The sequence below is a fragment of the Bifidobacterium moraviense genome (genome assembly GCF_012932365.1).
Classification (GTDB): Bacteria; Actinomycetota; Actinomycetes; order Actinomycetales; family Bifidobacteriaceae; genus Bifidobacterium; species Bifidobacterium moraviense.
This window is the reverse complement of record NZ_JAAIIH010000015.1, coordinates 57,796-71,772: the sequence shown is the minus strand read 5'-3', so window position 1 is coordinate 71,772 and position 13,977 is coordinate 57,796. Positions and strand designations below refer to the sequence as shown.

The window sequence follows — 13,977 nt, the reverse complement described above, 5'->3', positions numbered from 1 at the left end:
GCCAAAGGGGGCGGGGCTTAGCGGTTGAGGCGGAAGCCTTGGGCTTCGGCGTGGGGGAGGACCTGATGGGCCTCGTCCATCTGCTGGGCGGCCAGCTTGGCGATCTGGTCGCTGAACGCGTCCACCGGGCGGTCCGCGTTGCGCAGATCGTAGTATTCGTGCACCGTGGCGTCGAAATCGGCGATGCGCTCCCTGATCGCGGCGTTCGCCTCGTCGTCCGTGGGATACGCGTCGTCGAAGAACTGCAGTTCGCGCGGCATGCGCGGCTTGAGCGCGGGAGACTGCGCCGGCTTGCCGATCGCCAGACCCAGCACCGGGTACGTGTAGCGCGGCAGATGCAGCGCGTCGATCAGACCGTCGACATCGTTGAGCAGCGAGCCGAGGATCACGCAGCCGAGACCCAGCGAATACGCGGCGGTCTCCATGGCATGCAGCGCGAGCACGGCGTCGTTCTGCGCCTGCGTGAAACGGTAGCTGGCGGCCAGACCGTACGCGTCAGGGTCCGTGGACACGCCCTTGGACTCGGCGATCAGCGCGTTGCGATGCTCGTCGGCCACGAACAGATACAGCAGCGGCGCGGTGGCGATGTAGGGCTGGCGGCCGATGGCGGCCATGCGGTCCTTGAGCGTCTGATCCTTGATGCGGATGACCGACCAGTCGTTGAGATACTGGCTGGACGCGGCGTGCTGCGCCACGGTCTCCAGGGTCTCGACGACGTCGTCGCCGATGGGATCCGGCTGGAAGGCGCGGATGGAACGGCGGTTGAGCAGGGCTTCGATGGTGGAATTCTGTACGAGTGCCATGACGCCAGTATACGAAGCGGGCGACGGGCGGAACAGGGGCTGTTCGCGTACGGCAATCCGGGCGCGCTGCGGGACGTGCTTCGGCCATGCGCCGTCCTTCATGTTCGCGCGGATGTTGCGTCACGCGGACCGGGCATGCCGTCACGCGGACCGGACGACCCCAGTGACGCAGGCCTCCACAACGGCTTGATACCAACGTTCTTCGGCAAGGCGACGGCAGGCGCACCCGGTCCGCGTGACGGTATGATTGCCGCCGCCCGGCCCATGTGACGGCAGAGAGCCCGTGTGACGGCAGCGGGTCCGCGCTGCGGCTAGCGGTTCCGCCTGGCGTGGCGACGGTCGACGAGCGCCTGCGAGCTGCGGTTCGACAGCTGCGACACCGCGGCGCCGACGGCGGCGGACAGCCCCGCGAACGCCACGGACAGCAGAAAGCCCTTGGCCGATCCCTCGCCGACCTCGCCGAACCGCCTGGCGGTGCCGCGGTTCCACGCGACCTGGAACAGCTTGCCGGCCACCAGTCCGGCCACCGACGGCAGCGCCGCCTTGAGGATCTTGTCGCCCATGGAATCCGGATCGTTCTCGATCTTCGCGCGCATCTCGTCCACCTTCGCGTTGACGGCGTCCAGCTTCGCCACCACGTCGTCGGCCGCGGAGTACGAGCCGCCGGCGTGGGCGGGAGCGTCGTCGTGACGGTAATCGGTCATGGTCCCCATTATGGCACCGGGGCCCAATGTAACCGTTGTGTTGCCGCCGAGACATGACGGAAACACGGGGGCAACGTCGTCGAACCGCCCGTTTGCCAAGGTAAGCGTTGTCCAAGTTCAGAGTCGAGTCGGGCGAGATGTCCGCCGGAAGCCGGGGAGGCGAGCGGCGGGCACCTCGCCCGAATCATGGGGAGAGGAAGAGCGTATGACCATGTCGCGCATCAGGAGGCTGGGCGCCGCGGTGGCCGCGGTGGCCGCGCTGGTATCCATGGGCGGTTGCGGATGGGGCCGTACGGTCGCCGAGAAGAACGCCGCCGAGGCCGCCGCGTCCGCCGGCACGTCCACGGCGAAGAGCTGCGTGGACACCTCCGGCAGCACCATCAAGATCGGCTTCGTGAACTCGCTGAGCGGCACCATGGCCATCTCCGAGACCACGGTGAACAAGTCGCTGCACATGGCCGCCGACGAGATCAACGCGGCGGGCGGCGTGCTGGGCAAGCAGCTCAAGGTGGTGGATCAGGACGGCAAGTCCGAGCCCGCCGTGTTCGCCGAGAAGGCGCGCAGCCTCATCGAGAAGGAGTGCGTGGCCGCGGTGTTCGGCGGCTGGACGTCGTCCTCCCGCAAGGCAATGCTCCCGGTGTTCGAGGCGGACAACGCGCTGCTCTTCTACCCGCTGCAGTACGAGGGCATGGAGGCCAGCCCGAACATCTTCTACTCGGGCGCCGCGCCGAACCAGCAGATCGTGCCCGCGCTCGACTACCTCAAGGAGCAGGGCCACAAGAAGCTCTTCCTCGTGGGCTCCGACTACGTGTTCCCGCAGACCGCGAACCGCGTCGTCAACGCGTACGCCGCCGGCAACGGCATGGAGGTGGTGGGCGAGGAGTACACGCCGATGGGCTCCACCGACTTCACCACCATCGTCAACAAGCTCAAGTTCTCCGGCGCCGACGCCGTGGTCAACACGCTCAACGGCGACTCCAACGTGGCGTTCTTCAAGGAATACAAGGCGTCCGGCCTGACCGCTGACCAGGTGCCGGTGATCTCGATGTCCATCGCCGAGGAGGAGGTCAGCGCCATCGGCCTCGACAACGTCCGGGGACAGCTCACCGCGTGGAACTACTACCAGACGCTCGACAGCGCCGAGAACGCGAAGTTCGTGAAGGACTTCAAGGCGCGCTACGGGCAGGACAAGCCCACGTCCGACCCGATGGAATCCGCGTACACGTCGCTCTACCTGTGGAAGGGCATGGTCGAGAAGGCCGGATCGTTCGACGTGGACAAGGTCAAGGCCGCCGCCGACGGCGTCACCTTCGACGCGCCGGAAGGCGAGGTCAAGGTGGACGGCGAGAACCATCACATCTACAAGACGTCCTACATCGGTGAGATCGGCGACGACTCGCTGATCCACACGGTATGGCAGTCCGACGGCCCCATCGCCCCGGACCCGTACCTCAAGACCTACGACTGGGCCAAGTCGCTGAGCGCCAGCGCCGAGTGACCGCAGCAGAAACCGCAGAAACACGAGAGGAAGGTTGTCGATCATGGGAATGTTCTTTCCGCAGATCGTAGCGGGATTGTCCAACGGATCGATCCTGCTGTTGGCGGCGCTCGGCCTGTCGCTGACGTTCGGACAGATGGGCGTGATCAACAACGCCCACGGCGAGTTCATGATGGCGGGCGCCTACACGGCGTACGTGATGAGCTCGATCATCGGCTCCAGGACCGTGGCGCTCGCCGTCGCGCTGGTGGTGGGGTTCGTGGTGGCGGGTCTGCTGGGCCTGCTGCTTGACGTGCTGCTGCTGGAGCGCATGCGCACGCGTCCGCTGGACACGCTGCTCGTGACGTTCGGCGTCTCGCTGGTGCTGCAGCAGTTGGCGCGCGACATCTTCGGCTCCACGCCCGTGTACGCCGCCGCCCCCGAAGCGCTCACCAACCCGGTGACGATCTTCGGCTACAGCTTCTCCGCGGCGCGCCTGTTCATCTTCATCCTCGCGATCGTGTGCGTCGCCGCCCTGTACGCGGTGCTCAAGCTCACGCCGCTCGGCCGCCAGATCCGCGCGACCGGCGAGAACCGCGACCTGGCCGAGGTGTCCGGCATCTCCACGAAGAAGGTGGACCACGTGACGTTCTTCCTCGGCTCGGGCATCGCCGGCGTGGCCGGCGTGGCGCTGAGCCTGCTCAACTCGATCAGCTTCAACTTCGGCACCACGTTCATCGTGCAGGCGTTCCTGGTGGTGGTGGCCGGCGGCGTGGGCCAGCTCAAGGGCGCGGTCATCGCATCGTTCGTGCTGGGCCTGTGCCAGTCGTGGATCGAGCTGCCCACGTCCGCTTCGATCGGACAGGTGGCGGTGTTCCTCATCGTCGTGCTGTTCCTGCAGTTCCGTCCGCAGGGTCTCGTGGCCGTGCGGTCGAGGAACCTCGCGTAGGCGCGGGAACCGGAATCAGGGAAGGATACGTGATCGATATGAATCCTGCTGGAATCACCGAGCTCTACGCCAAGTACAAGGTCTGGGTCGGCGTGGTCGTGGCGCTGGCGCTGATCTTCCTCGCGCCGGCCATGATGAGCGACTACAACATCGGACTGCTCTCCAAGTATCTGTGCTACACGATGGTCGCGGTCGGCATCGGTCTGGCCTGGGGCCAGGGCGGCATGCTGACGCTGGGTCAGGGACTGTTCTTCGGCCTGGGCGCGTACGTCATGGCCATCCACATGAAGCTGTCGGACATCGCGCCGGGCACGGTGCCTGACTTCATGGCCCAGTACGGCATCGCGAAGGTGCCGGGATTCTGGGAGCTGTTCCGCAATCCGGTGATGGCGGTGATCGGCGTGGTGGCCGTGCCGGGCATCGTGGCGGCCGTGCTCGGTCTGCTCGTGTTCGGACGCGGCGTGCGCGGCGCCTACTTCGCCATCCTGTCGCAGGCGCTGGTGGCGGCGTTCGCGGTGCTGCTCATCGGCCAGTCCAAGACGACCGGCGGCACGAACGGCCTGAGCGACTTCGACGGATTCTTCGGCTACGATCTGACCGATCCGGCCAACAAGGAGATGATCTACTACATCTGCGCGATCCTCGTGCTGCTCATGGTGCTCATCACCTACTGGATCCGTCACTCGTTCATGGGCGAGCTGATCATCGGCGTGCGCGACCAGGAGAACCGCATGAAGTTCCTCGGCTACAATCCCGCGTCGATCAAGGTGTTCGCGTTCTCGCTGGCGGCCATGTTCGCCGGCATCGGCGGCGCGATGTTCGTGCCCGTGGTGGGCATCATCTCGCCGTCCGACATCGGCGTCACCCCGTCCATCGTGATGCTGGCGGGCGTGGTGATCGGCGGCCGCACCACGCTGCTCGGCCCGGTCGTGGGCACGCTGCTCGTGCGCTTCGCCGAAACGCAGCTCTCGGAGGCGTATCCGTCGGCGTGGACCTACCTCGAAGGCCTCATGTTCATCCTCGTGATCGCCTTCGTGCCGCTGGGCCTCGGCCAGTGCAAGGGCCTGTGGCCGTGGATCAAGGACAGGATCGGATTGAACGGCGTCGGCGCGAAGTCGGCGGGCGAGGCGAAGGCGGTGAACGCATGAGCGACGAAGCGAAGAACGCGGCGGTGAGCGCAGCGAAGGGCGGCGACGAGCCGAAGGTGTCCGCAGAGGAGATCGCGCAGCTGCGCGCCGAAATGGTGCAGATGCGCGACGAGGCCAAGAAGATGCGCGACGACGCCGCGGCCATGAAGGCCGAGATCGCCGAGGAGCGCGACCGGCTCAAGGATCAGCTGGCGGCGCTGGACGACCGCGGCGGCAAGTGGTCGGACTATCTGGAGATTCGCGGCCTGCACGTGGAGTTCGACGGATTCGTGGCGGTGAAGAACCTTGATCTGACCGTGATGCACGGCGATCTGCGGTTCCTGATCGGCCCGAACGGCGCCGGCAAGACCACGATCATCGATGCGATCACCGGACTCGTGCCCGCCACCGGATCGGCCACGTTCCGCGGCGAGCAGCTGCTGGGCAGGAAGCCGAACGAGATCGTGAAGCTGGGCGTGGGCCGCACGTTCCAGACCGCCTCCGTGGTGGAGGAGCTGAGCGTGCTGGAGAATCTGCAGATCGCCGAAGGGTTCCGCCGCAAGACGCGCGACCTGTTCCGCAAGCCGGGCGCGCCCTCGCAGAACGTCGAATACATGATGGACGTGTGCAACCTCACCGAGGATGCGCACAAGATGGCGGGCACGCTGCCGCACGGCAAGAAGCAGTGGCTGGAGATCGGCATGCTGCTCGTGCAGGACGCGCATCTGCTGCTGCTCGACGAGCCGGTCGCCGGCATGACGCCCGCCGAGCGCGAGGCCACCGGTCAGCTGCTCAAGCGGTGCAGCAAGAACCGCACGGTCATCATCGTCGAGCACGACATGGATTTCATGCGCCAGTTCGCCGATTCCGTCACGGTGCTCAACCAGGGCGAGATTCTGGCCGAAGGCTCGGTGGAGGACATTCAGCACAACGACGAGGTTGTCCGCATCTATCTGGGAGGTGAGCAGTGATGTCGATGCTTGAAGTAAAGGATCTCAGCACCGGCTACGGCAAGGTGACGGTCGTCCACGACATTTCGTTCAGCGTGGAGGCCGGCCAGTGGGTGAGCATCGTCGGCAACAACGGCGCGGGCAAGACCACGCTGCTCAAGTCGATTCTGGGTCTGCTGCCGGCGACCGGCGGTTCGATCGCGTTCGACGGGACGGACATCACCAAGGCCGCGCCGAACAAGCGCATCCGCTCGGGCATGGCGTTCGTGCCGCAAGGTCAGCAGTCGTTCGGGCAGATGACCGTGGAGGAGAACCTGCACGTGGTGGCCGACCAGTACGGCTCCGAGGCGCAGGCCCGATACGACGAAGCCGTGGAGGCGTTCCCGGTGCTCAAGGAGTTCGCGTCGAGGCGCGCGGGCCTGCTGTCCGGCGGCCAGCGTCAGCAGCTCTCGATCGCGCGTGCGCTCATCACGCGTCCGAAGCTGATGATCCTCGACGAGCCGACCGAGGGCATTCAGCCGAACATCGTCGCCGACATCCAGCGTTCGATCCGTTCGATGAGCGAAGACAAGGGCATCGGCGTGATCCTGGTGGAGCAGAAGGTGCAGTTCGCCGTGGAACGCGCGGACCTGTACTACGTGCTCGCGTCCGGGCGGTTCATCGCGGCCGGCGAGGGCGGCCCGTCCGCCGTGGCCGAGGCCAAGGAGGCCATGCGCGTGTGACGTGCGGTGCGCATGGTGCGTCACGCGGAGCACGTCACTGGGCGCGGCGGCGTCACGTGGGCCGCGTCGCTGAGTGCGGCGGCGTCACGCGGAGCGCCACGTGCGTCACGCGGAGCGGACGCTCCCGGTGACGCGGTGTCGCAAATCGTTGGAATGATGCGGTTTGCGGGGTGTGCGTCACGGGGAGCGGGCGCTCCGCGTGACGGGGGCGGCGCGCAGGACGGTCCGCGTGACGCGGAAACGTGGCGGTTGCAATGCGCGCCTAGGCTGATCGATGAGCTGCGGCGCGTCATGCGCCACGCGGCGGACGACGGTACGACGATGGGAGCCCGATGAGACTGACACCGAGGGAAACGGACAAGCTGCTGCTGCACTTGGCGGGCGAGCTGGCCAAGGAGCGCAAGGGGCGCGGCGTGAAGCTCAACTACGCGGAGTCGATCGCGCTGATCAGCTCCGAATGCGTGGAACGCGCACGCGAAGGCGCCACGGTGGCCGAACTCATGCAGTACGGCCGCACGCTGCTCAAGCCCGAGGACGTGATGGACGGCGTGGCCGAGATGCTGGAGGTCGTGGAGGTCGAGGCGACGTTCCCCGACGGCACCAAGCTCGTATCCATCCACAATCCGATCGAAGCGACCGAGAAGCTCGTGCCCGGCGAATACTTCTACGCCGACGGCGACCTGACGCTCAACGAGGGGCGCGACGACATCGAACTCGACGTCGTCAACACCGCCGACCGTCCGATCCAGATCGGCTCCCACTTCCACTTCTTCGAAGTCAACAAGTACCTGAAATTCGACCGCAAGGCCGCGTACGGCAAGCGCCTCGACATCCCCGCCGGCACGGCCGTGCGCTTCGAGCCGGGCGAGGCGCATCGCGTGCGGCTCATCGACATCGGCGGCACCCGCGAAATCCACGGCTTCAGCGCGCTCGTGGAAGGCAGGCTGGACGATCCCGAAGTGCGCGAGGCGGCGTTCGCCAAGGCCAAGGAACGCGGATTTCTGGGCATGTGAATTGAACAATTGAACGGAGACGGACGGTGGCTCCCCTCAGTCAGCTTCGCTGACAGCTCCCCTCAGAGAGGGGAGCCTGGAATAAAGGACTTGAAATCATGAGCAGGATCATCACGCGCAAGGACTACGCCGGCATGTTCGGGCCCACTACGGGCGACCGCGTGCGTCTGGCGGACACGAACCTCGTCATCGAAGTCGAAAAGGACTACACGCATTACGGCGACGAGCTCAAGTTCGGCGGCGGCAAGTCGTTCCGCGACGGCATGGGCCAGTCGTCCGTGCAGCTCGACGTCGAATCGCCGGACACGGTCATCACGAACGCGCTCATCGTCGACTACACGGGCATCTACAAGGCCGACATCGGCATCAAGGACGGCAAGATCAGCGCGATCGGCAAGGCCGGCAACCCGCAGACCATGAGCGGCGTGACGCCCGGACTCGAAGTCGGCTCCGGCACCGAGGCGATCGCCGGCGAAGGCCTCATCGTCACCGCGGGCGGCCTCGACACCCACATCCACTTCATCTCCCCGCAGCAGGTGCGCACCGCGCTCGCAGGCGGCGTCACCACGATGGTGGGCGGCGGCACCGGCCCCGCGGACGGCACCAACGCGACCACGTGCAACCCCGGCGCGTTCCACATCGCGCGCATGATCGAAGCCGCCGAAGCGCTGCCCGTCAACATCGCGTATCTGGGCAAGGGCAACGACTCCAGCCCCGAGCCGCTGCGCGAGCAGATCCGCGCCGGCGCCGCAGGCCTCAAGATCCACGAGGACTGGGGCTCCACGCCCGCCGTGATCGACACGTGCCTGGGCGTGGCCGACGAGATGGACGTGCAGGTGGCCATCCACACCGACACGCTCAACGAAGGCGGCTGCGTGGAAGACACCATCGCCGCGTTCAAGGGACGCGCGATCCACACGTACCACACCGAAGGCGCCGGCGGCGGCCACGCGCCCGACATCATCCGCGCGGCGGGCTTCCCCAACATGCTGCCGAGCTCCACGAATCCGACCATGCCGTTCACGCGCAACACGATCGACGAGCATCTCGACATGATGATGGTGTGCCATCATCTTGACCGCAACGTGCCGGAGGACATCTCGTTCGCCGATTCGCGCATCCGACCCGAGACGATCGGCGCCGAGGACGTGCTGCACGACATGGGCATCATCTCGATGATGAGCTCCGACTCGCAGGCCATGGGCCGCGTGGGCGAGGTGATCACGCGCACCATCCAGACCGCCGACAAGATGAAGAAGCAGCGCGGCCCCCTGCCCGAGGACGCGCACGACAACAACCGCAACGACAACTTCCGCGTCAAGCGCTACGTGTCGAAGTTCACCATCAACCCGGCCATCACGCACGGCATCGCGCAGTACGTGGGCTCGGTGGAGGTCGGCAAGCTCGCCGACCTCGTGCTGTGGCAGCCAGCGCTGTTCGGCGCCAAGCCGGAGATGGTGATCAAGGGCGGATCGATCGCCTACTCGCGCATGGGCGACGCGAACGCGTCCATCCCCACGCCCGAGCCGGTGCTGTACCGCGACATGTTCGGCGCGCTCGGCAAGGCGCTCTCCAACTCGTGCGTCACGTTCGTCTCGCAGGCGGCGTACGACGACGACATCAAGGGCAAGCTCGGCCTGGCGCGTCAGGTGCTGCCAGTGCGCGGCTGCCGCGACATCGGCAAGAAGGACCTCAAGTTCAACAGCACGCTCGCGGACATCCGCGTCAACCCGGAGACGTTCCAGGTGACCGTGGACGGCGAGCTCGTGCACTCCGATCCGGTGGACGAGCTGCCGCTGGCGCAGCGGTACTTCCTGTTCTAGCTTCCTGTTCTGGGCGCCTGCGCGTCCGTTCGCACACCCGACAATGAGGAACGGATGTGCGAACGGACGATCCGGCCGCCGAATTTGTCCGTCTGCACATCCGCAAGGAGCGACGGATGTGGGAGCGGACGATCTGAGCCCCCGAACCGTCCGTGGGAACACCCGATTCCGTGTGCGGGTGTGCCGGCGGACGTTTTCGGGGCGTGGAACGTCCGTGGGAACACCCGATTCCGTGTGCGGGTGTGCGGACGGACGTTTTCGTGGCATGGCGAGGCGCGGTGCCGGACCGGCGATCGCCTTGGAGCGGGCCCGTGCGGGCAGCCGCGCCTCGGACGCGTCACATCGAGAACGGTTCGTAGTACATCGCGTCGGCCGGCACGCCGTGCGCCGCGAGGATCCGGCGCACGGCGACCATCATGCCGTGCGGACCGGCGACCAGATAGGCGGCATCGGGGCGGATCATCGGGGCGATCAGCGCATCGTCCGGCCGTGCGGTGACGAGTCGCACGCGGGTGGCGGGCGCGGAGGAGGCGAATCGCTCAAGTTCGCTGCGGTAGATGAAATCGCGGTCGCCGCGGGCCGTGTAGAGCAGATCGACCGGGCGGCCGGTGCCGGCGTACGCGGTGAGCACGCCGAGCAGCGGGGTGATGCCGATGCCCCCGCCGATGAGCACGAGCGGGGATGCGGGGGCGTTCTGCGCGGTCTGCGTACCCCGCGCAACGCGCGCGAGATGCGCGTCCCGCTCGCGGATGAACTCGGCATAGCGGCCGTACGGCGGTATGACGCGCACGTCGGTGCCGGGGCGCAGCGCGGCGATGCGCGAGGTGAAGTCGCCGTCGGCGCGGATGGCGAACGTCATCGTCGGCGGGACGGAGGCGGCGGACGTTGCCGTTCCATCCTGCGGGACGTTGTTCTGCCGCGCGTTGGTCAGCGAGAACGGGTGGTATTCGTGCATGCCGCGCTCGCCGGGGAATGCGATGAACGCGAAGTCGCCCGGATTCCAGTGCGTCGCACGTCCTTCGGCGCCCTCCAACGTGACGGCCAGCTCGTTCACGCGGTCGGCGAGCGGACGTACCGAGGCCACGCGTCCGCGCAGCGCGTAGGCGCGTCGGGCGATGACGCTCCACACGTAGTACGCGAATACGGCGATGGTGAGCGCATCGAACAGCAGGATGAACGGGCGGATCGCCGCGATGTAGTCGATCACGTGCACATGCAGCACGATCAGCGCGATCGCCACGAGGTTGAGCCGGTGCAGCCATACGCTCATCTCGTGGCGGAACAGCCGCTCCAGCGTGCGCTTGAGTCTGGCGAGCCACGCCACGCGGGATGTGAGCCACCCGGCCATGAACACCAGCGACCACACGGCCACGGCCATGAACAGGTACAGGCCCATGTGGCCGGTCATCCCGATCAGCGCGCCCGCGCCCGGCAGCAGCGACTGGTGGACGAACGCCGCCGCGATCGCCAGAATCGCCAGCATGCCGTGGATCATGTACATGTGCGGCAGGCCCACGGTCCGGTCCACCCAGCGCGGACGGCATGCGAGGTACACGGCGGCGAGCATCCACGTGTAGGCGACGACGCCGATCTCGATGCCGAACAGCTGGTCTGCGTAGATCGACGGCAGTCCATAGGCCAGCGTGGCGAGCAGCGGCAGCGGCACGACGAACAGGATGACGGCCCAGGCCAGCGTGACGGTGGTGTTGATGCGTTTCATGAGTTCCGGCTCCTTGGGTTGGTTGCGAATGGCCGCAGGTCGAGGCTAGGCGATGTCGGCCACCGTGCGATCGGCGCGCACCAGCACGGCCATGATGCGGCGGTCGGGATGGCGGGCTGTCAGATCGCGGAACGTGCGCTCGCCGGCCGCGATGGCCGTGGTGGCCCACATGTCCGCGAAGGTCAGACGATCGTCCACCACGGTGGCCTGGGCGAGATCGTGTGCGGTGCGCGTGATGTGTTCGCCGCGTCTCGCCGTGCCGGAGGTGGCCACGGCCCCGTCGCGCAGGCTGATCGTGCGCAGGGTGGGGTGGTCCGCGGTGTTCGGCGCGAACGGGTCGGCCACGCCGATGTGCCAGACGAAGTCGGAGTCGTGCGCCACCGCGGTCCGCACGTCCCCGCCGCCGCCCAGCGCCGCGGCCGCGACCTCGCCGGCGCGCACCAGCGGGATGAGGAACCGGTCGAGCGCGCGCTCGACGGCCCAGCCCTTGACCAGTCCGGTCGGGTCGTACGCGCCGGCGTGCATCGCATCGAAATGCCCGTCCGTCAGCGTCTTCGCCTGCTTGCACAGGGCGTACACCTCGGCGAAGTCCGGGTCCTCGACCAACGCCCGCCAGTCGCCCCGCCGCGCGCGTCCGACCGACGAATCGGCGCGGAACGGGGAAAACACGGTTTCCACGTGGTCAAGCCACGCCTTGATGCGAGGGATCGACCGGTCGGCCAGATCGTCGAGACGTTCCGGTTCCGTGTCCGGTGCGGCGACCAGCTGCATGGTGAACGGGACCGTCATCGCGTGCGCGACGCGGGTGCGGATGAGCGGCTGCGCGGCGGTTCGCATGGGTTACTGCCCCGCGTTGAGCGACTGGTTGATGGCGTCCTGCAGCGAGTTCACGAACGCCGTGGACGTTTCAGTCGCGCCGGAGACGAATTGGATGTCCGAACTCTGCGCGCTGATCGCCCGGTCGATGAGCTGTGGGATGGCCTGCGCGCTGATGCCCTGCGATCGGCTCGTGTGGTTCGGGTACGCGACCGCGGCGATGTCCGTGATCGATCCGCCGGACACGGTGACCTGCAGCTGCACCTCGCCGTACTCGTTGGGCGTGGCGACACTGGTGTACGTGCCGTCCTTGAGCGTGGTCGTGGATGCGTCGGCATCGGCGGATGCGCTGCCGGACGTGGACGGCGAGACCGGTTGCGATGGCGTCGCCGGGCTCTGTGCGCGCGACGACGATCCGCTGATTGCGCCCGATGCCGCGGCTCCGGTGCCGACCGCGGTCCTGCTGCCGGTCAGCTGCGGCTTGACGAACAGCAGAAAGGCGTCGCCGATCACCGCGAGTCCGGCAACCACGGCGATGAGCGTTTTTGTGGCGTTGGCGTTCATGCGTCCCCCCTGACGGTTGCGGTTGCTGATATGCCGGCCGGTTTCCGGCCGCCCCTCGTATGCGAGGCTATGGATCGAGCTTGGATGACCAGTGCAGGAAAGCTGGACGTTTGCTGGAAATAGGTGCTCATGTGAGCCATCTCTCATTACGTCACGTCGCGATCGTCGTATGCCGATCGTCGCCGGCATCGGGAATGGTGCCAGCTCGGCGGGTGGGCGCCTGCGCGTCCGTTCGCACACCCGACAATGAGGAACGGATGTGCGAACGGACGATCCGGCCGCTGAATTTGTCCGTCTGCACATCCGCAAGGAGCGACGGATGTGGGAGCGGACGATCTGAGTCCCCGAACCGTCCGTTTCCACATCCGAACCCGTCCGGGCCCGTCTCACACCATGTCGGCGACGTCACGGATGAAGTCGAACGCGTCGTCGCCGCGCGTGGTGAGCAGACGCACGCACACGCCGCTCACCGCGCGGCTCACGCCCAGCTCGCCGGTGAAGCCGATGGCACGCGCGTGGTCGCGGATGCGCTCGATCAGCGCGTCCTCGGCGGCGATTCGTGCGGCGACGCGGTCGGCCTCGCGCGCGGCGGGATCGGTAGGCGCGGTCGAATCGGCGTGATCGGCGGAATCGGCGGGATCGGTTTCCGGCAGGTGCGCGTACGCGACGCCGCAGTGCGTGAACTCGCGCCACATGCCCAGCTCGGTGTAGTCGAACGCGTCCGGCTCGAGCAGCAGACGGTCGGCGAAGGCCAGCCGGTCGTCCACGAACACGCGCATGCGGTTCGCGAACCGCCGCATCGCCCAGCGCTCGCCCATCCCCACGCGTCCGCACGTCACCACGTCGCCGTACACGAACGTGGAGGCGGCGCTGATGCGCGCGGTGGTCTGGTTCATGAACGTGCTGCCGCGGAACGGGATCACCGGGAACGGCAGGAACACGGCCTTCGCGTCGCCCCGAGCGGTGAGGTCGATCGTGCGCGATGCCGCGCCGTCCGCGGTGTCGAGCACCTTCTCGTAGCTCTGCGTGCGGATCGTCGAATCGGTGCCCGGCGCAAAGTCGATGGCGATGTGCGCCTCGTCGCCCTTGAGGAATCCCGGCGAGGCCAGCATGACGATGAAGTCCGAGTGGCGGCCGTTGGCGAACGGCGTCATGAGCTTGAACGGCGCCTCGAAGTAGACGTCGTCGATCTTCGTGCGGCCGTGGCGGAACGCGGTCGTGAGCCTGAAGGTGCTGCTGGCCATGGGTGGGTCCTTTGCGGGTGGACGGTTGCGTGGCGGTTGCGTCGCGTCCGTTTTCGTACGGGTCG

At 67.1% G+C, this 13,977-nt stretch carries 13 protein-coding genes; 7 read left to right on the top strand and 6 right to left on the bottom strand.

The features are described from left to right. Nucleotides 1-17 precede the first annotated feature (17 nt). Together G1C96_RS08540 and G1C96_RS08535 are read right to left on the bottom strand one after the other, a co-directional pair. Nucleotides 18-803: a nitroreductase family protein gene (locus G1C96_RS08540; protein ID WP_169276170.1), complete on the bottom strand. Its 786-nt coding sequence runs from the start codon at nt 801-803 to the stop codon at nt 18-20. A gap of 311 nt (nt 804-1,114) precedes the next feature. Then, nucleotides 1,115-1,507, bottom strand: a complete 393-nt coding sequence (locus G1C96_RS08535) for a DUF4235 domain-containing protein (protein WP_169276169.1) — start codon at nt 1,505-1,507, stop codon at nt 1,115-1,117. Nucleotides 1,508-1,712: 205 nt separating this feature from the next. Here G1C96_RS08535 and urtA point away from each other — a divergent pair, with 205 nt between their 5' ends. The 7 genes from urtA to ureC all read left to right on the top strand — a co-directional run bounded on the left by urtA (nt 1,713) and on the right by ureC (nt 9,568). Then, on the top strand, nt 1,713-3,005 hold the full coding sequence (urtA, locus tag G1C96_RS08530) for an urea ABC transporter substrate-binding protein (RefSeq protein ID WP_169276168.1): 1,293 nt from the start codon (nt 1,713-1,715) through the stop codon (nt 3,003-3,005). Between the two features lie 43 nt (nt 3,006-3,048). Then, entirely contained in the window at nt 3,049-3,933 is an 885-nt protein-coding gene (gene urtB / locus G1C96_RS08525; RefSeq protein WP_169276167.1) for an urea ABC transporter permease subunit UrtB, read from the top strand. A gap of 38 nt (nt 3,934-3,971) precedes the next feature. Beyond that, nucleotides 3,972-5,081 (top strand): urea ABC transporter permease subunit UrtC, encoded by a 1,110-nt coding sequence (urtC, locus tag G1C96_RS08520; protein ID WP_169276166.1) that lies wholly within the window; start codon nt 3,972-3,974, stop codon nt 5,079-5,081. Further along, nucleotides 5,078-6,031, top strand: a complete 954-nt coding sequence (urtD, locus tag G1C96_RS08515) for an urea ABC transporter ATP-binding protein UrtD (RefSeq protein ID WP_240945180.1) — start codon at nt 5,078-5,080, stop codon at nt 6,029-6,031. The genes urtC and urtD overlap by 4 nt, the downstream gene beginning before the upstream one ends. A gap of 5 nt (nt 6,032-6,036) precedes the next feature. Next, nucleotides 6,037-6,732 carry an urea ABC transporter ATP-binding subunit UrtE gene (gene urtE / locus G1C96_RS08510; protein WP_169276165.1) on the top strand — a complete coding sequence of 232 codons (696 nt, stop codon included), beginning with the start codon at nt 6,037-6,039 and terminating at the stop codon, nt 6,730-6,732. A 332-nt stretch (nt 6,733-7,064) separates the two neighbouring features. Beyond that, on the top strand, nt 7,065-7,745 hold the full coding sequence (ureA, locus tag G1C96_RS08505) for an urease subunit gamma (protein ID WP_169276164.1): 681 nt from the start codon (nt 7,065-7,067) through the stop codon (nt 7,743-7,745). A 98-nt stretch (nt 7,746-7,843) separates the two neighbouring features. Then, on the top strand, nt 7,844-9,568 hold the full coding sequence (gene ureC, locus G1C96_RS08500; RefSeq protein WP_169276163.1) for an urease subunit alpha: 1,725 nt from the start codon (nt 7,844-7,846) through the stop codon (nt 9,566-9,568). A gap of 337 nt (nt 9,569-9,905) precedes the next feature. Here the strand turns inward: ureC and G1C96_RS08495 are convergent, their stop codons facing one another. From G1C96_RS08495 to G1C96_RS08480, 4 genes are all read right to left on the bottom strand, one after another. Further along, a complete protein-coding gene (locus tag G1C96_RS08495; RefSeq protein WP_169276162.1) occupies nt 9,906-11,288 on the bottom strand; it encodes a ferric reductase-like transmembrane domain-containing protein in 1,383 nt (460 codons plus the stop codon). 45 nt (nt 11,289-11,333) lie between these two features. After that, on the bottom strand, nt 11,334-12,125 hold the full coding sequence (locus tag G1C96_RS08490) for an FAD:protein FMN transferase (RefSeq protein ID WP_169276161.1): 792 nt from the start codon (nt 12,123-12,125) through the stop codon (nt 11,334-11,336). Nucleotides 12,126-12,128: 3 nt separating this feature from the next. Next, the gene (locus G1C96_RS08485; protein WP_169276160.1) at nt 12,129-12,668 is read right to left on the bottom strand and encodes an FMN-binding protein; all 540 of its coding nucleotides are present in this window, start codon (nt 12,666-12,668) and stop codon (nt 12,129-12,131) included. Nucleotides 12,669-13,054: 386 nt separating this feature from the next. Beyond that, nucleotides 13,055-13,912, bottom strand: a complete 858-nt coding sequence (locus G1C96_RS08480; RefSeq protein ID WP_169276159.1) for an urease accessory protein UreD — start codon at nt 13,910-13,912, stop codon at nt 13,055-13,057. Between the last annotated feature and the right edge of the window lie 65 nt (nt 13,913-13,977).